Origin of the sequence: Candidatus Vicinibacter affinis (genome assembly GCA_016714365.1) — a bacterium.
GTDB lineage: Bacteria > Bacteroidota > Bacteroidia > Chitinophagales > Saprospiraceae > Vicinibacter > Vicinibacter affinis.
On the sequence record JADJNH010000005.1, the window covers coordinates 2,149,279 to 2,174,830 of the forward strand.

Annotated in this window: 12 protein-coding genes and 1 other RNA gene; 9 read left to right on the forward strand and 4 right to left on the reverse strand. The window is 39.1% G+C overall.

Annotated elements, in window-relative coordinates; translation table 11 throughout:
* The first annotated feature begins 3 nt into the window (after nt 1-3).
* From IPJ53_08510 to topA, 3 genes are all read left to right on the forward strand, one after another.
* On the forward strand, nt 4-5,532 hold the full coding sequence (locus IPJ53_08510) for a hypothetical protein (GenBank protein ID MBK7799141.1): 5,529 nt from the start codon (nt 4-6) through the stop codon (nt 5,530-5,532).
* 5 nt (nt 5,533-5,537) lie between these two features.
* Nucleotides 5,538-7,883 carry a penicillin-binding protein 1C gene (gene pbpC / locus IPJ53_08515; protein MBK7799142.1) on the forward strand — a complete coding sequence of 782 codons (2,346 nt, stop codon included), beginning with the start codon at nt 5,538-5,540 and terminating at the stop codon, nt 7,881-7,883.
* 111 nt (nt 7,884-7,994) lie between these two features.
* Nucleotides 7,995-10,568 (forward strand): type I DNA topoisomerase, encoded by a 2,574-nt coding sequence (gene topA / locus IPJ53_08520; GenBank protein MBK7799143.1) that lies wholly within the window; start codon nt 7,995-7,997, stop codon nt 10,566-10,568.
* Between the two features lie 45 nt (nt 10,569-10,613).
* On the opposite strand, the gene pepT is transcribed toward topA, so the two are convergent.
* The gene (gene pepT / locus IPJ53_08525; GenBank protein MBK7799144.1) at nt 10,614-11,846 is read right to left on the reverse strand and encodes a peptidase T; all 1,233 of its coding nucleotides are present in this window, start codon (nt 11,844-11,846) and stop codon (nt 10,614-10,616) included.
* Between the two features lie 75 nt (nt 11,847-11,921).
* Here pepT and IPJ53_08530 point away from each other — a divergent pair, with 75 nt between their 5' ends.
* From IPJ53_08530 to IPJ53_08555, 6 genes are all read left to right on the forward strand, one after another.
* Entirely contained in the window at nt 11,922-12,347 is a 426-nt protein-coding gene (locus IPJ53_08530) for a DUF393 domain-containing protein (protein MBK7799145.1), read from the forward strand.
* Between the two features lie 55 nt (nt 12,348-12,402).
* Nucleotides 12,403-12,769: a transfer-messenger RNA gene (gene ssrA / locus IPJ53_08535) on the forward strand.
* 411 nt (nt 12,770-13,180) lie between these two features.
* Entirely contained in the window at nt 13,181-15,490 is a 2,310-nt protein-coding gene (locus IPJ53_08540; GenBank protein MBK7799146.1) for a hypothetical protein, read from the forward strand.
* Nucleotides 15,491-16,011: 521 nt separating this feature from the next.
* Nucleotides 16,012-18,327 carry a hypothetical protein gene (locus IPJ53_08545; protein MBK7799147.1) on the forward strand — a complete coding sequence of 772 codons (2,316 nt, stop codon included), beginning with the start codon at nt 16,012-16,014 and terminating at the stop codon, nt 18,325-18,327.
* Nucleotides 18,328-18,447: 120 nt separating this feature from the next.
* Nucleotides 18,448-19,155 (forward strand): two pore domain potassium channel family protein, encoded by a 708-nt coding sequence (locus IPJ53_08550; protein ID MBK7799148.1) that lies wholly within the window; start codon nt 18,448-18,450, stop codon nt 19,153-19,155.
* Between the two features lie 22 nt (nt 19,156-19,177).
* A complete protein-coding gene (locus tag IPJ53_08555) occupies nt 19,178-20,653 on the forward strand; it encodes a hypothetical protein (GenBank protein MBK7799149.1) in 1,476 nt (491 codons plus the stop codon).
* Nucleotides 20,654-20,687: 34 nt separating this feature from the next.
* On the opposite strand, the gene IPJ53_08560 is transcribed toward IPJ53_08555, so the two are convergent.
* The 3 genes from IPJ53_08560 to ychF all read right to left on the reverse strand — a co-directional run bounded on the left by IPJ53_08560 (nt 20,688) and on the right by ychF (nt 25,492).
* Nucleotides 20,688-21,230, reverse strand: a complete 543-nt coding sequence (locus IPJ53_08560; protein ID MBK7799150.1) for a hypothetical protein — start codon at nt 21,228-21,230, stop codon at nt 20,688-20,690.
* Between the two features lie 262 nt (nt 21,231-21,492).
* A complete protein-coding gene (locus IPJ53_08565) occupies nt 21,493-24,237 on the reverse strand; it encodes a T9SS type A sorting domain-containing protein (GenBank protein MBK7799151.1) in 2,745 nt (914 codons plus the stop codon).
* Between the two features lie 160 nt (nt 24,238-24,397).
* Complete coding sequence (gene ychF, locus IPJ53_08570; GenBank protein ID MBK7799152.1) at nt 24,398-25,492, reverse strand: redox-regulated ATPase YchF; 1,095 nt, start codon at nt 25,490-25,492, stop codon at nt 24,398-24,400.
* Nucleotides 25,493-25,552: the final 60 nt, after the last annotated feature.

Genomic DNA, 25,552 nt, shown 5'->3' on the forward strand with positions numbered 1-25,552 from the left:
GGAATGAATTTAGCCAGACTTTGGATGTTTTTTATCCTGCTCAGTTGGTCGTGCAGTAAAAAAAACTCGGTTGATTTTCTAAAGAATCCACAGGCTTTCCAAACCTATATAAATGGTATTCAAGCCGGAAATGTAAAGAGATCAGACGGTATAAAAATTCATTTCAACCAAAGCCCCATTGACGAATCCCAAATTGGTCAGGATGCCGATCCAGGCTTGCTGACCTTCTCTCCCGGCCTTAAAGGGAAATTGAGTTGGACCAACGCATATACCTTAAGCTTTCTTCCTGCCGCAGATCAAGAAATCAGTTCGAAAGAATACGAAGCAAATCTGCAACTTGCCAAGCTGTTTAAGGATGTACCGGACTCATTGTCTGTAATGAATTTTAAGTTTGTCATTGAACCGATTGTCGTTCAGGTACGATGGAAATATTTGAGGGTTGACCCGGAGAAAGATGGGGCGCTTATGCTGGAAGCCAATGTTGTGCCAAGCGATGAATTGTCAGAAGAAACTCTGGCTAATTTGTTTGAAATTAAGCATAGTTCTGCCGGTGCATTAAAATATCAATTTACTAAAAATCAAAATGGAGAAATATTATACAAAATATCTTCCATTCCAAGAACCTCCCAAACTGAATCGTTGAGTATTAAGTGGAGTGAAACACCTGAAGAGAAGAACACTTTGCAGGAAAAGAAATTTGAGATACCTTCCTCAGCCAGTTTTGTAGTTACGGGAATTGAAACAGGATCGGAAATTCAAAAAACGGTCATCGCTTATTTTTCTGATCCGCTCGATCAGGCACAGGATTTAAGAGGACTCGTAAGGCTTGAGCCGGACAGCAGCAGCCTTGAATTGCGCAAAGAATTGGATCTGATTCATGTTAAGTTTAGTGACCAGTTTCAGACCAGCAAAGTGAAATTGATTTTTGATAAGAACATCAAGAGTAAGGGAGGAAAATTACTGGATCGTGAATTTAATTTCGAATTTAGTTTTAATGAGGAAAAACCAAAAGTTAGATTTACTTCTCCAGGAAATATATTACCGGTTTCTGAAAATCTCATACTCCCTTTTGAAGCTATAAATTTGAAAAAAGTGGATGTGGAGATTTTTAAAATTTTCTCCAACAATGTGTTGTACAATATGCATCTGGATTTTCAGGAAGATGTTTACAATATGATAAAATTAGGACGCATAATCCATCAGCAAACAATCGTGCTGGAAAATATTAATCCCAATTCCAATCGTCAGACCTGGTTGACTTATGGGCTGGATTTAAGTAAAATGATTACGCCGGAACCCGGAGCGATTTACGAAGTTAGAATAGGGTTTCAACCCGACTATTCAAACTTTCCTTGCGCAGCAGGAAAACGAAAATTGGTTTTAAATGAATATGATGATTTCAGCGGAACCAAGGAATATACCTCCATCTGGAGTCCATGGGGTAATTATGAATATGAAGGTTCGGAATCAACTATGACTTGCTATGATTATGAAGATCCTTGCTGTCAATCCTATTATTCTTCCCATAATTTTGCACGTAAAAGCATACTCGCTTCTGATATTGCCATGACTTGCAAAAGTTCAGAAGATGGAGGCCAAACATTTGTTTCGGTGTTTAACATCAATGATGGCCTTCCTTCAAAATCAGCAGAGGTAACTTTCTACGATCAGCAATTGCAGGTGATACAATCCGGATCCACCGATGGTAAAGGTGTTTTTCATCCTGAAACTAAAAAAATGCCAGCCTATGCAGTTGCCAAATTAAATAAGCACTATGCATACCTTAAACTCCAGGAATCAGGAAGTTTACCATTAAGTGAATTTGATGTCAGTGGAGCCAAATCAGAGTCAGGGCTCAAGGCATTTATCTATGCTGAGCGAGGTATTTGGAGACCTGGAGACACCATTTTACTGAATGCAGTGGTGGCACAATCCGGAAAATCAATACCGTCCCAGTTTCCCATAAAATTGGAAGTAAAATCACCCAATGGCCAAACAGTCTTTACACAACAATTGACTCAAAATTTATTTGGATTGTACGCTTTTAAAATTCCAATTTCCTTATCCGGAATAACAGGTAACTATAAAGCGGTCTTACAAGCCGGACCCGGGGTTTTTGAACATACCCTTAAAGTAGAAACAGTAAAGCCCAACCGATTTAAAGTATTGGTCGATTTTCCTGCAAACTGGAAACCTGGGGCAGAATTGCCAAATGTTCCTTTAGCAGCTGAATATTTGCATGGAGCTGCGGCTAACGGCAAACAAGTCAAAGTAGAGCTTCATTATGAACAAAAACCTCCTGTGTTTAAAAAGTGGAAGGATTTTAATTTTGATGATCCTGAAAAACTAAAAGTAAGTGGTCAATTGGATATCATCGATGGAAATCTTAATGAAGCGGGAAAGACAATTTTGGATTTAGGTACCTTAAACAGATCCATGTTTAATGGGGATATTCAAGCGGTGTTTGTTTCCAGAATTTTTGATGAAGGGGACATGAGCACTGATTATTATGAAAAAAACATTAAGATGTTTCCTGAATATGTGGGAATCAAATGTCCGGAAACTAATTTTGGAAAACTATATCCAGTAAATGAATCTCAGGAGTTTGAACTGGCGGTGTTGACCGATGCTGAACAATCTGTTGCAAATCGTAAATTAAAAGTTGAGTTGTTCACCGTAAATTGGGAATGGTGGTATGAGATTAGAGCCCAAAACGGACAATACACACACAGTAATTTTAGAAAACTGGTTTCTCAAAAAATGACGCAGACCGATGCCAATGGAAAGGCAAAAGTCAGCTTCACCATGAAGGATTACGATCGCTATTACATCAGAGTAACAAATCTGGTTACGAATCAAACATCCGGAGATTATTTTTATACCGGTTGGCCATATGAAGAAAATGATCAGAACAAAGACTTTGTGCATGTGCTGAATTTTAAGGCCGATAAAGAGTCCTATAAAATTGGAGAAAAAGCAACTTTATATCTGCCGGGTGCCGTTTCAGGACAATATCAAATTTGCATTATCAAGGAGAATAAAATTATCAAGCATTTTCAGCTTGCTGCACAGAAAGACAGGACCAGTTTCACTTTTGATATTGAAGATCAGATGGAACCAAACGTTTATGCAGATGTAAGTCTGATCCAACCTGTCAAAGATGTAGTCAATGATTTGCCTGTACGTATGTTTGGTGTAATTCCAATCATGGTACAAAATGAAAATCGAAAATTGCAACCCGGTATCCAAATGGCCGAGTCCATCAAACCGGATCAGGAATTTGAAATCGAAGTCAACGAAGCCTCCGGTAAAGAGATGGCTTACCAATTGTTTGTGGTAGACGAAGGATTATTGAATTTGACAAGATTCAAAACGCCAAATCCTTACGATTTCTTCTTACAAAAAGAAGCCATGAGGATGATGACCTGGGATAACTACAATTCTATTATCGGCGTTCATGGTGCCTCCTTTCAAAAAATATTCAGTATTGGTGGTGATCAACAAGTATCCGCAGAAGATCTTGCCAAGATGAAAAGATTTTCTTCTGTTGTTCTGTCAACAGGAGTGCAACATCTTAAACCAAAGACCAAAAACAAACATCGGTTTACCATTTCCAATTACATCGGTGAGGTCAGAGTGATGGTTGTAGCCAACAACCAAAATGCTTATGGATCAGCAGAAAAACAGGTGAAAGTTAAAAGTGAATTGATGAGCAGCATCAATTTTCCACGCGTGATGGCGACAGATGACAACATACAAGTGCCAGTTACAGTTTTCGTTCACGAGAAGAACATTTCTAAAGTAGATGTAAAAGTAACTGCAAGAGATGGAATTGAAATTGTAGGTCCAAGCCAAAAGACTGTAAATTTTGACCGGCCGGGTGAGCAAAAAGTATATTTTGACATTAAAGCTAAAGGAAAAATTGGACCGTCTGGATTGGACATAGTTTGCAGTTCAGGCGCGTATTTGAATAAATCATCGGTTACAGTTTTTATCGACAATCCGAATCCGGTTACAAGGAGTGTAACTGAATTTTGGGTGGAGCCCGGACAATCCATACAAAAGTCACTTGCGGCTTATGGAACTTCAGGAACCAGAAAAACCTTGCTCAATGTTGCTTCATTCTCAGGTGGATTGCTCACAGATTTTGCTGAAAAATTAATTCAATATCCCCATGGATGTGTTGAGCAGACTGTATCTGCAGGATTTCCTCAGCTTTATCTGGCAGATGTCATGGAGTTGAGTCAGGAACAAAAGAATCTGTGTGCTGAAAATGTGCGGAAGACTATCCAGAAATTGAAAGGCTTTCAGCGATTTGATGGAGGATTCAGTTATTGGCCAGGTGAAGCAGCTACTTATGATTACGCATCCTCTTATGTTGGTCATTTCTTATCAGAAGCCAGATCCAAGGGCTTTAATGTGCCTGAAGAAATGTTGAACAATCTGAATGAGTATCAACGTAAAGCTTGTGCTGCTTATAACAAATTAAAATTCAATAATGCAAGTAATCTTGAATTTAATCAAGCTTATAGATTGTATACATTGGCGGTGGCAGGTAGAGCCGATTGGGCAGCTATGAACCGACTGATGTTGCAGCAGGAAAAGACTTTGATGGGTAAATGGTTGCTGGCTGGAGCATACGCCTTATCAGGTAAAAAGGAAATCGCTGCGAAATTAATTGAAGGATCCGCTATGGAAGTTCCGGCTTATCAGGATGATTACTTTAATTATGGTTCCGATATGCGCGATGAGTCTTTTATTGCGATGGTGCTAAACGATATGGGAAACAAAACGGAATCAGCAAAATTGATTCAAAAAATTATTAAAAGAATTGCCGCTGAAAAATATTTTTCCACGCAAGAAATGTCCGTTTTGCTTTTAAGTATGGGTAAGATTTTAAATAAAAACGGAGCGGTTTCTACAGAAATGAAGTTCACGCTTGATTGGAACAATCAACCAAAAGACATTAATTCAAAATTTGCTGCTTATCAGGAATCATTGGGGGATCAAAATCAAAATAATTTAACATTCAAAAACAATTCTTCCATTCCACTCTCTGTACAAATCATACAATTTGGAAAATTATCCTCTTCCATTAATGTCTCAGAATCGAATGGCTTGAAATTGCTGGTCAGTTATCTGGATAAGGAAGGAAGGAAAGTGGACCTTGCAAATTTACCTCAGGGAAAGGACTTGATTGCAAGGGTCCAAATCTCTCAAAATGGTAAATTGGGCAATCTGAAAAATCTTGCACTTACGGCAGTTTTTCCTTCCGGTATGGAGATTAATAATCTTAGGGTAGGAGGAATTGAAAGTAATAGGACGGATATCAAGTATCAGGATTTTCGTGATGATCGGGTTATGTATTATTTTGATTTGTCTGCAAGTAAGGAAATGTTGATTAACATACCATTGACTGCGGCTACAGCAGGTACATTCTCTTCACCGGAATTCTTCTGTGAAGCCATGTACGAACCATCTGTTTTTGCTCGATACAAACCCGGCAAATTGATTATAAAATCAACGAGATAGGAGGAATGATCCTCAGAAGATTTACCTGGTTTTGTGCAGCAGGTTCAATCTTGTGGCTTGGATCATTAGTGAAGGCTAGTTATGCATTGGATCAATTTTGTTATTCCGCCGTATTGTTGGATAAGCATGATGCTTTTTTGTCAGCCAAAGTAGCCTGTGATGGGCAATGGCGTTTTCCCATCACAAAGAAATTGCCGGAGACGTACAAGCAGGCTTTAATATTTTATGAGGATAAGAATTTCTACCGGCACTTTGGCATTGATCCATTTGCATTGGTGAGAGCATTTTACCAGAATCTGAAGAATGGAAAAGTAATTTCCGGAGCCAGTACCATCAGTATGCAATTGGCCAGATTGTGTCTTAAGAATAAGTCAAGAAGCATTTTTACAAAATTAGAAGAAATGTATCTGACCATTGGTTTTGAATTTTTATACTCCAAGGAAAAAATACTTCAACTCTATTCCGGTTTGGCACCATTTGGTTCCAATGTGGTGGGATTAGAAACAGCCATCTGGAAATATTATCACAAACGACTTGAAGATCTTAGTTGGGCAGAAGCCGCGCTGTTTGCTGTTTTACCCAATCAACCCTCCATGTTACATCTTTCAAAAAACAGGGAAAAACTGCTTTTAAAACGCAACCGTTTACTAAGGGACTTAAATAATTCCATTATTATCAGTCAAGATGTTTATTCGCTGTCCATTGAAGAACCACTTCCGGATAAACCATTGGTTCTTCCAAGAAATGCTCCTCACGCACTTGAATATGCCATCAAATTAAAAGGAGATGCAACCATTATGAATTCAACCATTGATTTGAATTTACAAAATGAAGTGATCCGGATCAGCAGAAACCATCATCGCATTTTTAAAGCCAATGAAATTCATAATCTCGCTGTCCTGGTGGTTGAAAATAAATCCGGGAACATCCTGGCATATCTTGGTAACAGTATGGATTCTTCAGTTGTCCGAAACGCAGATGTGGACATGGTTCATGCGCCGAGAAGTTCAGGTTCTGTTTTAAAACCTTTGCTGCTTGTGGCCATGATGGATCTGGGTTTGGTTGGTCCGGGTTCTTTGGTTCCTGATATTCCCACGTTAATAAATGGTTTTAGACCAGAAAACTTTTCTCGACAATATTCCGGAGCGGTGAGTTGCCGGGAAGTAATTCAAAAATCATTGAATGTCCCAAGTGTCCTGATGTTAAAAGAATACGGGATCCCTGTGTTTTATGCGAATCTTAAGAGATTTGGTTTTTCTCATTTATTCAGACCCTGGGAAGACTATGGATTGTCCTTGATATTGGGTGGGGCAGAAGTGAATATGGCCGATTTGGCACGCACGTATGCTTATCTGGCACATACTCTGAATGTATACCAGGATCATCAACAGAAATATCCTGATTTTTCTGACTACCACTTACGCTTGTTAAAAAATGAAAAGCCTCACCAGAATATACTAAACTCAAATCCTGACCTTCAAACTGCCGGGGCCATCCATCACATGTTTCAGAGCATGCGTTTGCATGGGATGAATCAGGAGGAGTTTAATATCCACACCCGTAATTCGCTTTCCCCCATTGCCTTGAAAACAGGCACCTCTTTTGGATATAAGGATGCCTGGTGTGTAGGAGTTAACCCTGACTACACAGTGGTGGTATGGATTGGGAATGCCAATGGAATGGCAAGACCGGGTTTGATAGGAATTCAAACCGCCGCGCCATTGATGCAGGAAATTATACAATTACTTCCTGCCGAACGAGAATGGACAATCCCATATGACGACATGGTATTTATACCCGTATGCAGACAAAGTGGCTTTACCCCTGGTAGATATTGTACGGACATCGATACACAATACCTTCCAAAAGCTTCCAAATTGTTAAAAACTTGTACTTTTCATCAAAAGATATTCCTGGATACCACTTTAAATTTTCGGGTATTTAAGGATTGTGAATCTCAAATTGTAGAGGCGAACTGGTTTGTGTTGCCTCCGGCTATGGAATACTTTTATGCCTCCGCACATCCGGAATTCAAAGCCATGCCGCCATTAAGGGAGGATTGCCGGGAGAAGGGGGCTGAGCAATTCAGGACGCTCGCCTTTATTTATCCCAACCACAATGCTCAGATTATGATACCTGTAGATCTGGATCTGCAAAAAAATCCCATGATCTTCAAGGCAACTCACAGGGATCCCGGTGCAGAGATCATGTGGTTTATGGACAACACCTATATTGCCAGTTCCAACTATCCATTTGAACTTACTTTTATTCCTCCGCCGGGCCGGCATCACTTTATGATTATGGACCGCGAAGGGCACTCCTCAGTGATAAAAGTCGACGTTGTAAGATAAAATAAGGTGGGTTGTTGATATTGATTTTCCGCCTTGTACTTCCCTACAAAGGGTGCATTTCCCAAAATTCCTTTAGCTTTGCCCAATTTTTCAGATATAGAAAATTATTATATGGCCAATAAATTGCTGATTGTCGAGTCCCCAGCCAAAGCAAGTACCATCGAAAAATTTCTCGGAAAGGAATTTAAAGTTAAGTCTTCTTATGGCCATATACGAGACCTTGACAAAGGGCCTAAAGGCATTGACATTGAAAATAAATTCACCCCTAGCTACATTGTTTCTCCAGATAAACACAAGGTGGTCAAGGAGTTGAAAGAATGGGTGGCGAAGGTGGATGAAGTCTGGCTCGCGACGGACGAGGACCGTGAAGGAGAAGCCATTTCCTGGCATTTATGTGAGGTTTTGGGTTTGAATCCCAAAGAGGTCAAGCGAATTGTCTTTCGCGAAATTACCAAACCCGCGATTCAGGATGCCATCAAGAATCCAAGGACAGTAGATCTCGATTTGGTGAATGCCCAGCAAGCCAGAAGGGTCCTTGATCGACTGGTGGGTTTCGAATTATCTGAAATTCTTTGGAGAAAAGTAAAAAATAAATTATCCGCCGGTCGTGTCCAATCTGTAGCCGTCAAGCTGGTGGTGGATAGAGAAAGAGAGATTCAGGATTTTAGTCAGGAGGCGTTCTTTAAAGTGGATGGTCTTTTTCAGGTCAAAAGCCCGAAAGAAGCTATTTTAAAAGCTACACTCGATCATAAATTTAAAACGGCGCAGGAGTCCGAAGAATTTTTAAAAATTTGCAAAGACTCAAGCTATAAAGTAGATGGAGTAGAAGTTAAGCCGGTAAAACGATATCCGGCTCCACCATTCACTACTTCGACGCTGCAACAGGAGGCGAGCAGGAAGCTTGGTTTCAGTGTAAACCGAACCATGTCTACTGCACAAAGACTGTATGAATCCGGTAGCATCAGTTACATGAGAACGGATTCAACCTTCATCAGCCAAACGGCATTATCAGCCATGGCCGTTGAAATCGAAAAACAGTTTGGGAAAGAATACGTCAATACCAGACAGTACAAAACTAAAAACTCGAGCGCACAGGAAGCGCATGAGGCCATTAGACCTACCTACATGGATCTTCGAAATGCCGGCGAGACGAGTGACCAGCAAAAACTATACGAGTTGATCTGGAAGCGTGCCATGGCCTCACAGATGTCTCCGGCAGAATTGGAAAAGACCATCGTACAACTTTCAATCAGTAAATCAACCGCTCACAAATTTGTTGCGGAAGGTGAGGTGTTGCTTTTTGATGGTTTTTTGAAACTCTATCTGGAATCATCGGATGAAGAAGAAGATGGACAGGAAGGTATGTTGCCTGCGGTAAAGGCAGGAGACTTGCTCCCTTATCAACAAATTACGGCTGTAGAGAGATTTACAAGAGCTCCGGCGAGATATACGGAAGCCAGTCTGGTAAAGAAACTCGAAGAATTAGGAATCGGTCGTCCTTCCACCTACGCCCCGACCATCAGTAAAATCATGGAAGAGGAAAGAGGTTATGTAGTGAAAGAATCCAGAGAAGGTATGGTGAGAAATTTTAAAAAATTCAACCTTTCCAATGGAAAGATTGTGGCCACTACAGAATCTGAAAATACCGGAGCTACTAAAAATGTCTTGTATCCAACAGCCATCGGAATGGTAGTCTGCGATTACCTTGCTTCCCATTTCGGAGAAATCATGAACTACGGTTTTACCGCTGAAATTGAAAAGGATTTTGATGAAATAGCAGACGGAAAGCGTAACTGGGTGAAGATGATAGATGAATTCTACTGGCCTTTTCACAAGGATGTAGAAAAGGTGATGGCCGAAGGCGAAAGGGCTAGAGGACGAAGAGATCTTGGCTCAGATCCGGTCTCCGGAAGGAAACTGATTGCTCAGTTAACTCGATTTGGTCCGGTTGTACAGATCGGAGATGTAGAAGAATTGGACGAAAACGAAAAACCGCGTTATGCCAACCTGCGTCCCGGACAAAGCCTTGAAACCATTAGTTTTGAGGAAGCAATGGATCTTTTCAAATTGCCAAAAGATCTGGGCACTTTTCAGGATTTGCCAGTATCTGTTGGTGCTGGTAGGTTTGGTCCATATGTAAAGTTCGGCGAACAGTTTATCTCTATCCCCAAAGGTACGGACCCTTTAGGATTGAGTATGGAAGATGCCATCACCCTGATTCAGGGAAAACAAAAGGAGGATGCACCAATAGGACATTATAAGGAACTTCCAATCACCAAAGGGAAAGGGCGTTTCGGGCCTTTCATTAAATGGAATGGAATGTTTATCAATGTTCCGAAAAGAATAAATCACGATACCCTGACATTGGAAGAGGCAATACCATTGATTGACGCAAAAGAGGTAAAAGAATCCAACCGATTTATCCACAATTGGCCGGAAGACAAAATCAGTGTTGAAAATGGTCGGTGGGGTCCTTACATCAAATTTGGTAAGAAGCTCATCAACATTCCAAAAGTCAACGATCAGAAGGTTACTTCTGAGATTGCCGCTACGATGAGTAAGGAGGATTTTAAGAAAATTATAGAAGCCCAGGTTCCCGGTGCTTTTGACAAAAAGGTAAAGGCAAAACCAGCGGCAAAAGCGACTGTGAAAGCAAAGGCAAAAGCCCCCGCAAAAAAGAAATAGGATTTAGTTTCGAAGTATTTATTTTATTTGGTAGCCCAATTTATATCAGGCACTTACCATTCTGATGATGACCTCAGAAGCTTTTTGCATATCCTGAACACAGACCCATTCTTTTTTTGAATGGATGCCATATTCACCTGCAAATAAATTCGGGCATGGCAATCCCATAAAGGAAAGCCGGCTGCCATCTGTTCCACCACGAATGTGACCTTTTATAAGTTTTAGTCCGGATGCAGCAATCGCATCTTCTGCTCTTTTGCAAACTTCCGGATGCTGGTCCAGCACTTCCTTCATGTTTCGGTATTGTTCCTTACGGCTTATCTCAAAGCCTGAATGTGGAAAGGAATCCATTACCTTTTGGCAAATGGAGGTAAGTTCGGCCACGTGTTGATCCAATTTAGAGGTGACAAAATCGCGCAGGATAAAATCAATTTCAGCGTGCTCCAGATTGCCTTCGAGTCTGGTGGGATGAACAAAACCTTCATAATCGTCAGTGGATTCAGGAGACATGCGATTCTTAGGTAAAGCTGCAATGATCTCACCGGCAATTTTTATGGCATTTTCCATCTTGCCTTTGGCATAACCGGGATGCGTGGAGACCCCTTTTATTTTTATGGTACAGGCATCCGCCGAAAAGGTTTCATCTTCCAGACTTCCGATTGGTCCACCATCCAGGGTGTAACCAAAGTCTGCACCCAGTTTCTGAATATTGACATGATCGACCCCGTGTCCGATTTCTTCATCCGTAGTAAAGAAAATAATCATCTCCCCATGTTCTATGTCCGGGTGATTTTTTAGAAATAGCGCAGCTTCCATTATGGCGGTTACGCCGGCCTTGTCGTCTGCACCTAAAAGCGTATGTCCGGAGGCGGTGATCAAATCCAATCCAATTTTCTGCTTGAGGTCCGGAAAATCTGCAGGGCTTATGACCACAGTGGGATCATCCGGCAAAACAAGATCTTCACCTTTGTAGTTTTTGTGCAAAATAGGTTTTACATCTGTTCCGCTGCAATCCGGTGCGGTATCCACATGTGCACAAAAGAATATTTTGGATTTTTTATCCGCATTGTTTGCTGGAATTCTTGCATATACATAACCGAATTCATCCGTCTCTGCCTGGATTCCAGCAGCGGTGAGTTCTTGAAACAGCATCACTGAAAGATTTTTTTGTTTTGCGGTAGAAGGGCTGGAAGTAGATGCCGGATCTGCCTGTGTGTCTATCTTTGCGTAACGAATAAAGCGGTCTGCGGTAGTCTCAAAAGCTTTTGTAAAGTCCATGGGTCCAATTTTTTTCAAATATAGCTGCTGTTCTATTTATTTGAGAAACTTAATTTTATCGCACTTGTTCTAAGGATGATGTACCCTGATTTTATACCAAAAGAAAAATTGCTGCTCCTTTACGATGGGGAATGCCCATTTTGTTTGGCATCGGTAAGATTTTTATTGGCCAGAGATCACAAGGATAAACTTCGGTTTGCGAGTTTACAGGAAGAAAGAATTCAGCCTTTTTTGGTGGAGAGAAATTTGCTTGCAATGGATACTCTGGTAGGGCTGCAGCAGGGTAAAGTTTTTGTCTACAGCAGGGCAGTAGCGGCTGCATTGTACGAATTAGGAGGGATTTGGCGGATTCTTAGCAAAGTCATAGGTTTGTTTCCGGCAAATATCACAGACGGCGTTTATCGTTTCATTGCCCGTCATCGGTTGCGCATTTTTAGAAAAAAAGAGTATTGTCAACTACCGGATCCTTCCCAAGCAAATAAATTTATAAAGTTTGGATAGCACGGGAACTTAATCAGGCCAATTTGCAGTTATTGGGTTACTTGTAAACGTATAAGGGGCTGACTGGAATCGACAGGAAATGTGATTGGTTAGTAAGCATGCCGTAGGATGATAGTACGCTACGTAAAAAACGATTATCAAACCACAAATGGCAATACAACTTTTGCCGTTGCAGCTTAATTCTAGGAATTAATTTGCTTCTGTGCAATGGAGCTGAAGTCTGATAGGCTCCTGTCGCGCATCAAACCTTTTCAGACTGGTCGCTTGCAAGTCCCGGGCAAGAGACAAGATTAAGGGAATACGCTTTGGAAAGGTGGTTTCTTAACCTACTCCTTAGCCGACAACCGAATAGGAAACTAAGCATGTAGAAAGTTAATGGGTTCTTTCTCTGGACCGGGGTTCGACTCCCCGCAGCTCCACAAAACTTATAAATTCGACTGCCGACTATTAGTCGGCATGGCGACCACGAGAAGCGTGCGTCGTTATGCAGACGCTCCGGTCTGAATGAAAATTCAGAAGCCTTTGAATTTTCATCCCCGCAGCTCCACAAAAATTAATTCAGCAATCTGTTCCTATTTAAAATAAGGGATAGATTAAATACCTTATACGATCTGTCTTTATTATTTCTGATTATAATATTTGTGCTCATTTTTTATTTAGGGCCATTTTACAAAAAGCAACCAACAAAAGGCTTTTTGATAGAATATCTAACTTTTTGAGCCCCTAGCTGATTATAGTATTAACATTATTTAGTTTGTCTATACAGCACAAGTAGATCAATTTGCGTCTTATATTTAGAGTGAGTCAATTTACCTCCTCAAATATTTAATAACATGGTCAGAAGTTTCAATTTCTTTTTACCGTTCATTGGTTTGGTGCTGTTCATTTCAATGGATGGTTTTGGCCAATGCACCCCGCCATCAGCGGATGAATGCGAAGACGCCAACCTTCTTTGTTCATTAGATGAGGTAAATGGGTATACCTGCCAGAATACAACTTATTCCAATCCTACCGGTTGTTCGCCACTCTGTCCATCAGGTGGGGGAGCTCATAATACTGGTTGGTGGGCATTTGTGTGCGATGGTGGACCGGTAACCATTACCATTACTTTCAGTAACTGCTCCGTCAATGGAAGTGGAGTTCAGATGGGTATTTGGGGAGATTGCGATTGTAATAAATCTATAGTTTGTAATCCTGCTTGTAATGGTCCTGGATCATTCACAATTTCAGGTAACCTTACTGCTTGCAAAACATATTATTTGTTTGTAGATGGTTGTTCCGGAGACGTTTGTGATTTCACCTTGACAACTACAGGTGGTTCTGCCCCTTTGTTACCTCCTTTAGGTAAGATCATGGGCCCACGTGATGTCTGCAAAGGTGCTTGTAACATTAAATACACCATCAGTACGGGTGGTGCATGCGATCCTACTTATGAGTGGACATTGGATGGAACAGAAATTGGTAGTGGATTAGGGGAGGTGACACTTAATTTTCCAGATGAAGGAGATTTTCAATTATGCGTTACGGCTTATATTGGTAACCCTCAATCCGGATCAATTTGTGATCAGGACGGTCCACGTTGTATAACCATTTTGGTTAGACCTACAGCAGACAAAGTTGGAACACCACGGACTCTTTGTAGTGAACGTGTACCTTTCAATTGGCATGGGGAGCTAGTTACTGCTACTGGGCAATATCGTCATGAATTTACAGACAAAAAGACTTGCTGTGTTTTCGATTCCATTGTTTATTTTAATGTGATTTATGACGATAGCCTTGGATGCAAAAAGGCAACTTACATTTCGGGTCGTGTTTTTTTAGATACAAATGTGGATGGGATTTTTAATTCGAAAGATATAATCTTGAAAAATTATTTTCTTAATTCAGGTCCTGGATCCTTTACTACTTTTTCTTCAGATTCCGGTTATATATTACTCGTGACAAAAGATGCAGTAAACACTATCAAGGTTGCTGTTCCTAATCCAAATTTTGCATTTTCTGTACCTGATGAATATCTTATTAATGTGGGTAATGTATATGGACAGTTTCCTGGCCAATATGATTTTGCCATCCAGGAAAAACCAAGGATTGATCTGGAGGTTGCAATTAGTTCAACCATCGCCCGTCCCGGGCGCTCTACAATCGTCAACTTACGAATATCAAATGTAGGTAATGTCCCGGTCCCTTATTCAAAGTTGTCTTTGAAATTTCCAATTGGATGGAATGTAATAGAATCCATTCCAAAACATCAAACTGTAATCGGAGGAAATCAGTTGATTTGGGATATATTGGATACGTTAGGAATAAAAGAATCCAAGATTTTTACAATTTCTCTCGAGACACCTTCCACAGCCATGGTAGGTTCTGCTTTTAGCTTAGTAGCCGATGTATATTGCCAGAACGATGCTGATCTTCTCAACAATCAAGCCATATGGAATGACAGAATTCGGGCTTCTATTGATCCAAATGATAAGCTTGTAGATAAGGCAAAATATTATCCTTCAGCAGATCATTCCGGTGAACTAATCTATACCATAAGATTCCAAAATACTGGGACAGACACTGCCTTTGACATCATCATACGAGATACCTTATCCAATGCGTTGGACCCCACAAGTGTGAGGGTGTTACATGCGAGTCATCCATTTCAATTGCAAATGAAGAAATTGGGCAATTTGGAGATTTTATTTAAAAATATTTTACTTCCGGATAGCAGCACCAACGAATTTGCTTCCCATGGATTTGTCCAGATCGCAGTCAAACCAAAAACTACCACTGACCCATTTTATATTACTAATCGGGCATCCATTTATTTTGATTTTAACCCTCCGGTGATGACAAACACGGCTTCCACATATGTTGGCTTGGTGAATACAGAATTACCCGTTAAACATGGAAAACTAAGGGTGACACCCAATCCATTTAATCATCACATGATGGTGGAATATGAATCCACCGGAAATTCAAGAGATTACCGATTGAAAATTATTAATATACAGGGGAAGCAAATATTGAATGCAGTGGTAGAAAAGGCAGGGCAAATTCAATTTAATTCGGAATTATATCCTCCGGGTATTTATAGAATTTTTTATCTGGCGGACGGAAAGGTGCTTTCTTCAATGAATATTATGAAAATGCCATAAGTTTTGGATTTAAAAACAGACCTGTTTTAAATACTTTTAAGTTTTAAAGTGATTCATATTTGTTAGCTAAGATTAAAGTTATATACATCTAGTGATTTAAACTCCTTATTTTTGAAAGGATATAATCATTTATAAGAAGTGTTTGAAAGGGTTAGGAAGATGTATTTTTTAGAAAGGTTACCCGATTTTCAGAAGCCTATATAAATCTTTGAACCTGCCTGGAATCGTTAGTGATCAGGATGAATTGATGGCAATTCAACTGTATGATTCTTAAGATTGAACTTCCCAAATGGATATTAACAAATCACTATTTTGTCTCTTTATGTGAAAATAAATTCAATATATTTCTTTTTGAATTTTGTTTCAAAAAAAAATATTAATTTTAATTTAGTAAACCTTATGGGTTAGTGCCTCCAAGTGAAAAACTTGTTCTGAGTGTCTTTGTCATCCGGCAAGATGTTTTGTAATTGGATTATAGTGAGGTAGCCCGGTTTATTTAGAAAATCATAAAAAATACCAATATGATGAACCTAAAATTTATTACACTTTTTTATTTGCTTTTTCTTTTATTTACCCCTGTAAAAAACACTGGACAATGCACTCCGCCTTCAGCGGATGTCTGTGAAAAAGCCATTACTTTCTGTTCATTAGATGAGCTAAATGGGTATTCCTGCCAGAATACCAACTATAGCAATCCTACTGGCTGTACTCCTCTATGTCCTTCCGGTGGAGGTGCCCATAACACTGGCTGGTGGGCATTTATATGTGACGGAGGACCAGTTTCCATCACCATGACTTTTTCTAACTGTTCTGTTAATGGGACTGGAGTTCAAATGGGTATTTGGGGTGATTGTGAGTGTAACGAATCTATAGTTTGTAATGCTAACTGTAACGGTCCTGGTTCTTTTACCTTGTCTGGGAATCTTACAGCTTGTAAAACTTATTATCTCTTTGTAGACGGTTGTTCGGGGGATGTTTGTGATTTCAAAATTTCAACCTCAGGTGGAGCACTTCCAGAATTTCCTGCATTTAGTGATGTTTTAGGGGTAAGTGATCTTTGTGGGGGAGCGTGTGATGTTAAATATGTCGTTTTGCCACTCGGAAATTGTGAACCCAATTACATTTGGACTTTGAATGGTAGAAAAGTTGGTAATAGTTTAGGAAATGTTAATTTGGATTTTCCTGTAGAAGGTGATTTTCAACTGTGTGTTACTCCTTTTGTTGGTAATTCTAGATCCAACTCTATTTGCAATCAGTATGGCCCAATTTGCAAAACTATTAAGGTGAGAAGGAGTCCAGATAAAATAGGCTCACCAAGGTTTATCTGCAGTGAAGAAGTGCCATATAATTGGTTTGGAGAATTGGTTTGTTATACAGGTGAATATCGGCATGAATTTTCAGATTTTAAGACATGTTGTAATTTTGACTCCATTGTTCATTTTAAAGTCATCTATGACGACAGCCTTTGGTGCAAAAAGTCAACTTACGTTACTGGTCGTGTTTTTTTAGATACAAATGTGGATGGGATTTTTAATTCGAATGATAAAATTTTGAAAAATTATTTGCTTAATTCAGATCCTGGATCCTTTGCTACTTTTTCTTCAGATTCCGGTTATATATTACTTGTGACTAGAGATACAATAAACACAATCAAAGTTTCTGTTCCTAATCCAAATTTTACATTTTCTGTGCCTGGAGAACACCTCATTAATGTAGGAAAAGAATATGGTCAGGTTTTAGGCCAATTTGATTTTGCAATTCAGGAAAAACCATGGATTGATCTGGAGGTTGCAATAAGTTCAACTTTTTCACGTCCTGGCCACTCCTCCATTGTGAATATACAAGTTTCCAATTTAGGTAATGTTTTGGTTCCAAATTCAAAATTGTCTCTGAAATTTCCAAGTGGATGGAACATAATAGAATCCACTCCAGACTATCAAACGGTATTCGGAGGAAATCAGTTGATTTGGGATATATGGGATACGTTAGGAATAAAAGAATCCAAGATTTTTACCATTACTCTCGGGACACCTTCAGCAGCCAAGGTAGGTTCTTCTTTTAGCTTAGTAGCCGATGTATATTGCCAGAATGATGCTGATCTTCTCAACAATCAAGCTATATGGAATGACGAAATTGTGACCTATTATGATCCAAATGGTAAGCTTGTAGATAAGACCAATTATAATCCATCGACAGACCACTCTGGTCAACTAATCTATACTATAAGATTTCAAAATACTGAGACTGACACTGTCTTCGACATCACCATACTAGATACCTTGGCCAAAAAATTGGATCCTACTACTGTAAGGGTAGTACATGCTAGTCATCCATTTGTTATGCAAGTTAAAAAAATGGGTATTTTGGAGATTTTATTTAAAAATATTTTACTCCCAGATAGTAGTACAAATGAGCCAGCATCTCATGGATTTGTCCAATTTTCAGTTAAGCCTATAGTAGGTTCAAAGCCATTTGTACTTGTGAACAGAGCGTCTATTTATTTTGATAACAATACTCCAGTTTTAACAAATGCCGCTGAAACTTATATTGGATTGGTCACAACAAAAGAAATCACTAGGTCAGGGAAACTTCTCGTCTCACCAAATCCTTTTCATAATTATTTAACAGTGGATTACGAAACTGATTTGCAATCGAGGCTTTATAAGCTGCAATTGATCAACATACAGGGCAACAAGTTAGTTGACATAAATGTGCAAAAGTCTGGTCAGACAAATATCAATACAGAATTTATTCCACCTGGTATTTACAGGCTTTTTTATTTGGCAGATGGGAAAGTTTTGTCCTCAGTGAATGTTTTAAAAATTAATTTGAGGTAGATTTTTATCAGTTTTACTTTTTTTTAAAAGGACTGTCCGTGTATTGAATTTAATAGGTAACCAAGGACTTCATCTTAGTACTCTAGGCTGACAGTTCTAATTTTTTCCTAAGTTTGCCTTATGAAGCATTTTCTAAAAAAGCTCTTTTTGGGTGATCCTGCGACCAATACCATCTCTAATGACTTCCATAAAGACAAAAGAAAGGAGAACATCAGAGCCATCTGGCATAATGAACATCACAATGACTACGGCCTTGAAAAGATTTTTAGATTATTCCTTGCGGCCTCACAATTTGTTTTTCCTTCCAGTTACATCAAGCATTATCTCGAAAGATACGGGACACATTTTAAGGATCTTGCAGTGGATTTGATTGTTATATCCAAGTTGGCATTTCCAATATTTTTACTTTATTTTCAACTTCAGCATAACCACTGGCTGCTTGCACTTCAGATTTGGCTCACTGCCGAAACCTTATTGCATGCCCCAACTTTGATCTTTGCCTCAGATACCTTATCCAAACCAAAATCTTACCAAAGGTCTATGCTCCTGGTCTTTCTGAATTATCTGGAAATCCTGTTTGCTTTTGCAGTGATCTATGGTTCAGGAGACTACCTGAACCATCCTTTGGTACACTGGTACGATGCCATTTATTTTAGTTTCACCACAGGGTCATCCATGGGTTTTGGAGATTTTGTGCCAACTACATTTATTGGAAAATTATTGGTGAGTATTCAGGCCATTATATTTTTTCTGTTTGTGGTGATCTTCTTAAATTTTTTCAGCAGCAGAATGGAGAACAAAGGCTATTTCGATCAATCGAATAGGTAATTAATTTTAGAATTACTTGCATATGATTGTCTTTAAAAAATATAACCACAGAACATTCTCCATTATTTGGTGGATTTTTTCCATTCTATTTTTTGTAGTGTTTTTTTCTGCACATTTGAATGCACAGATCCCCTTGCTTTCCAAAGAAGAAATGCATAAGGATTTGGATCAATTGAATCGCTACATGAAAAAATGGCATCCTGCTTACTATGCTTATGCCAACAAAGAGCAGATGCAGATACATTATGCTTTAATGAAAGACTTGTGTGCAGATTCCCTGTCCTTGAGGGAATTCAGAAATGTCCTGAGAAAAGCAGTGGGTAAAGTGGGTTGTGGACATATAAGTGTTTCTGGCAGAAAATCCGCTTCAAAAGGCCCGTTAATTCCTTTAATTCCTGTCAAGGTAAAGATTTTAGAGGACCGATTGTTTGTAGTTTCTTGTGAGGACAGTTTAAAGAGGATTGAGCCAAAAGAAGAGATCATAAGTATTGAAGGTGTAGCATCAAATGAATGGATAAATTCAATGAAGGAACTTTCTCTTTCGGATGGGTACAATCAAACCCATAAAACCTACAGTGCAGAAATAAATTTTGCAGTGTTTATTTACTATCTTTTGGGTCATCGCGATAAATTTATTTTGAAATTGAAAGATCACTCAGGAGAAATTTACGAAACTGTTCTCTTTGCTAAAATTCCTGTATCACAGCCTAATACAATTTTAGATGAAGCATCCCGGAAATCTATTCTGAAAGAAAGTGGAATCCACTTACAAAAATTGGATGGATGTGTTGGAAGCTATCTTTTGGATGTAGATCATTTTACCGGAAAGGGGCAAGGTAAATGGTTCCGACAAGTGTTTAAAATATTAAAATCAGATCACTGCCAAAATCTAATTATTGACCTCAGGGGAAATGGGGGAGGTAACGTTTTTAAAGGCAATATTTTTTTAGCTTATCTATTGGATCAGCCAGTCCGATTTTTTACCTTCCACAGGAGATTGAGTCTGACACCATTTAATCCAAAATTCAAGGCAAGTTTTTTAGAAAGGATTACTCCGCTTTTGTTTTGTCTAAATCCAATCCAATTTCCCGGAAGGCATGGATGGTATCACAGTTTTCCATTTTTTAAAAAATATAAATATCATTTCGATGGAAAAATTTATGTGCTTACCAACGGGGGAACCTTTTCCATGGCGAGTTATGTGACCAGTCATCTGAAGCATCAGAAACAAGCTGTGGTAATCGGAGAAGAAACAGGCGGCAGTGAATTTGCCAGCAGGGGATTGGCATCCGGTAATATTGAACTGTCAAAATCAGGATTGAGAGTAGGTTTAAATGTCTATCAACTTACCTCCGGCCTTGGGTTAAAAGATTCCGGTCACGGTGTAATGCCTGACTACCCCCTAACTTATCAACCGCAAGATTGGCAGCAAAATCTCGACTTAGAACTTATTAAAGTGACTGAACTAATCAGTAAAAACGAACACCTCAGCAGGTGATAAATTGAAGTATCATTAGTTACCATTTTCTTTCTTACTTATGCTCCGAATATTGGAGCGTTATTCCCAAGCTGTAAATTTTTAAAAACATGTAATTGTAATCTGCTTCATAAGAGCCTCTGGTAGGAAATTGAACCAGCAGCTGAAGTCCAATCCATCCCGGTTCATCTGGAAATGCTTGCTTTAGACCAATATTATCTGAAACATAACACTCCAATTCGTCGCCGACGTGGGTTTGAAGGCACCGCAATGGTTTTTCAGATGCATACAAACCCCAATATGCTTTTCCACTGATTTTGATTTCGACGGAATCTTCGTAGCAACAGCGATCTACTTCATACACAACTTCAACGTGTTCTTCGGTACAGATGTTTTCCGGGGTCAACAAGTCTTCAAAAACGAAAAACCGCTGATCCCCACTGACGTAGTTGTTAAAAGGACTTGTTTTAGATATCGTTGCTTCCCATTTTAATTTATCACCTCCACACGCACCATCCTCTCCGGTTTTTTTATCACAACCCAATGTTAACATTGCAAGAATGCTGAACGCCCATAACCATGAATTAAAAATTTTCATTTTTATTTTTTCAGCAATTTGCTATTCATTCTAACCCATTTAAATGACGCAGGTCATTTATAAAAATGATAAAGTTCTATTGTTAAGCACATTTTAAGATAAAAGAATAATTCAACCTCTTTTTAAATCTGTAGACTTTAAATGAAGCTTGATTTTAATATTGGACCAGCCAGGAAAAAATGGAAGCAAGATCTCAATCTGAAGATTATTCATCTCAAAAAGGAGATCTTGCTTGAAAGCTTGGGGTTTTATCCGTTCAGCTTTATTGGATGATGATTTTTCTTGTTAAGGAACCATTGTCCAAAATAAATTTCACCATATAAAATCCAATTGGCAGAGTCAGATTAATCTCTTTCCCCAATGAATTGTCATTTGGTACTTTTATTTTTTTTATCAATTTGCCATGAGGATCAAGAAATTCAATTGAATTTATTTTTTGAGCGGATGGATTAATTATCCTGACAAGGCCACTGCTTGGGTTTGGAGCAATAAATATATTTTGTGGTTTTTCTGCTGTCTTGGCATCAGTCGGAAAGTTAAGACAGATAGCATGTCTCACTTCATCGTATTTGTAGGCTCTGTTCAGTAAATCAAACGGCTCAAATTTGAGCAATTTACTTACCGTACTGTTTTCTTTGGCCAGAACTTTAAGGTATAAAAGTGGAAATGAGTCATTCAGTGTTGAAGGATTTCCCCGGTCGTATATTATGGTGCCAACCAAAAATGAAGTGTCATTCTGCTTAACAATTGAATATTTAAAATTCGCATCGGGATCTAGTGTCACACAGCTAACAATTTGTAATCTCTTTTCATCAAAGTGGAAAGAAAATTGAAAACCCAATACTTCCTCCAAATTTTTTACAAATACCGGGACATCCTGATAAAAATCCTGGACTAAATTATTGTCCGGAATGTCCATAAGTACACATTTTTCCGGAAGGGATGTAGAAGTATTGCATCGGCTTTGTGCATCTGAGTTCAAATCACCGATCTTTACCCCTCTAAATTCACAACTGTCGCATGAAAATGTAAGGCGAAAGCTAGTGTCTGCAGGTTCTGCAAATTTCCAATAAGCATCTGATGATTCTCTTATTATGATTTGATCCAAAATTAATTCATTCAGTAACTTACTGTCAATGGAAGTTAAAGTTCCGGAGCTGTTGACATCTCCTGATTTAAAATTATATAGATTTTTGGGTGAATTTCCATTGATTAAATCATTGAGATACACGATGTCCAGTACATCAATACCGTTTATGATTTGATCAGTTTTGGTTAAGCCAAAACTACTGTTGCAAATACCAAGATTTGCAAAATCCTGACAACTGGTTTCTCCATAATTTATTTGTATGCCATTAAAACTTGTAAAAAGGTCGATGTCATGGATGGCTGTATCTGTTATTTGAGTAGCATGGAATTTTATATTTCTTAGCGTTTTTCCGGTACAGATATTGGCAGTGTCAATAATAAGTAAGGTAACAAAACATGAACTTTTATTACCGGCTTCATCTTCTGCCCAGATTCGAACTACATCACGAGAATAATCACAAGCCCTATCGCTTATAAATTTTTCACAGGTATAAGTAATTCTTGTACTGTCTGTGTTTTCTCCGAAATATACTTTAATTTTCTCCTGTCCAGTACAATTATCTTCTGCTGATTCAAGGAGTTGTTTTGCATTTATGGAAACTTCTCCATTATGATCAAGAATCAAGTTTATTAAATTACCCTTGCAAATAATAGTCGGTGCAACGCAATCTCTGACTTCAAAAGTGGATTCACAAATTCCCTTATTGCCACATCCATCTTCCACGGACCAAAAAATTTTATGAATGCCTAGTGGATATTTGCCACTTGCATTCGAAGGGTCGAAAGCCTTATCCGCAAATGGATTATCTGAGATCACGGGTAGCTCTCCAATCGCTATTTGTCTTTTACTTAAAGATCCAACTTTTAAGTCATAACTACCATATTTACCTAAACCATCGTTGTTCATATCAATTTGATAAGAGTAAATAAGAAAATCTTTAGGAGTACATGTATCTATGGCTTCTGAACTCAGCTTGATGTGGCCCTCGCATTGGCCGTTGAGCATATTTTTGATTGCAGCTTCACAAGGTCCTACTGTACAGGAAACCGTAGGAGGAGCTGTATCAATAAGTTCAATATTTTGGATAAATTCATATTTTCCCCTCTTAGGGTCTGCGAAAGGATCATAAATGCACCAATTAATAATGACCCATTTTCGTTTGATAGAAAGACAGGAGGAATCGGATTTTCCAATGATTTGGTCAAAATATTCCTTGGTGATCATGCTGCAATCTGTATTGATTATCCTTGGCGCACTAAGTGTATCAACCGGTGCTTGACAGCCATAAATTTTAACGATGTAGGCTGGATCACAAAAAGGGTACTCCCAGATTAGATCATCATGGGGGTCACACAGATTATCGGTATTAATGTAAAATGGATGACAATCTATTACCCAAATTGATTGTGTGTCACTTAAGATCAACGTATCAAAATAGGCCTGATAAATCCTCTGGATAAGACCCTGCCTGCATTTACGCTGGTCCTCGATCCGAATGATTACGGAGTCTGCTTCTGTAACATAACCATCATTTCCGTAATTTAAAGCATAAAGATTGAAAGGACTTAGTGAATCATACAATTGATGGTAATAGGTACAAGCCTTAAGACCTGCATCTGTATTTATTCCCGGATAAGAAATGCTGGAATCTTCAATGCAAAATGAAGCACAAACGAGGTCGAAGACAATTAAATCACCCAGTTGTCCTGTGTCTGGAGACAATCCTCCTAGATAGCTAAGATCAGGGTTTGACAAACTATCCAAGTCGATGGAATAACTACAACTCAACACCAGATCAGAAGGTGCTTTCAATCGAAATGTGCTCGATGGCTCTGACCATGAAAATGGAAATATCCAATTCCAAATGAATAGAGATGAAATTAAAAAGCAAAAGGAAGAATTCTTGTTAAATGGCATAACAGGGAGTTTAATTTGATAATACAGAATGCACTATAGGAAAATCCCATAATGGTCGATCTTAATAGGAAATCTGTAAATTTATCCGAGGGCTAATAACAAAACTTTACAAGTATAGTAATACTTATAGTGTAAACCAAGTATTTATGGTCTTAATTATTTACACATTAAACAGAAAATGCATCACGTCTCCATCCTGAACGATGTACTCCTTTCCTTCTGTTGCCATTTTTCCGGCTGCTTTGATGGCCGCTTCTGATTTATATTTTACGTAGTCATGGTAATGAATGACTTCCGCACGGATGAAGCCTTTTTCGAAATCTGAATGGATAACTCCCGCTGCTCCGGGTGCTTTAGTGCCTTTCTTTACTGTCCAGGCACGAACTTCTTTAACCCCGGCTGTAAAATAGGTTATTAACTCTAGTAAATTATAGGCCGCTCTTGTGATTTTATGAGTGCCGGGCTCTGTAAGTCCCAGGTCCGCAAAGAAACCTGCTCTGTCCTCTTCAGGTAATTCAGTGATTTCTGCTTCTATGCCTGCGGAGATAATCAACACATCTGCTTTTTCGGATTTGATGGCTTCAATAAATCTTGCTGTGTGTCCATTACCGGTGTGAATACTCCCTTCATCCACATTGCATACGTACAAAACAGGTTTTCCAGTGAGGATCTGACTGGATTTAACGAATTGAGCGCTGTCTTCATCGTGGACAAAAGCGCGTGCAGTTTTCCCATCGCTAAGATGAATCAATAACTTTTCTCCGATTTCAATGTCTCTCAATACTTCCTTGTCGCCTGATTTCGATTGTTTGCGTAATCTGTCCAATCTTCTCTCCAGCGATTCTATATCTTTCAGAATAAGTTCTGTATCTACCACTTCCTTGTCTCTTACCGGGTCCACGGATCCGTCCACATGCACTACATTGTCATTGTCAAAAGCCCTGACCACGTGAATGATGGCATCCACTTCTCTAATATTGGCCAAAAACTGATTGCCCAGTCCTTCACCTTTGGAAGCACCTTTGATCAAGCCTGCAATATCCAGTATGTCGACTGTGGTAGGGATCAACTTTTGCGGATTCACCAAACTCGCCAATTCTGCAAGCCTGGGATCTGCCACGGTGATCACACCCAGATTCGGGTCCTTCGTGGCGAATGGATAATTGGCTGCCAGCGCACCTGCAGAGGTGAGCGCATTGAACAAGGTTGATTTTCCTACGTTAGGTAATCCTACGATTCCGCATTGTAAACCCATATGGTGATCATTTTTTACAAAGGCGCAAAGGTAGAAATTCCCTTTATTTAAGCCCTGTTT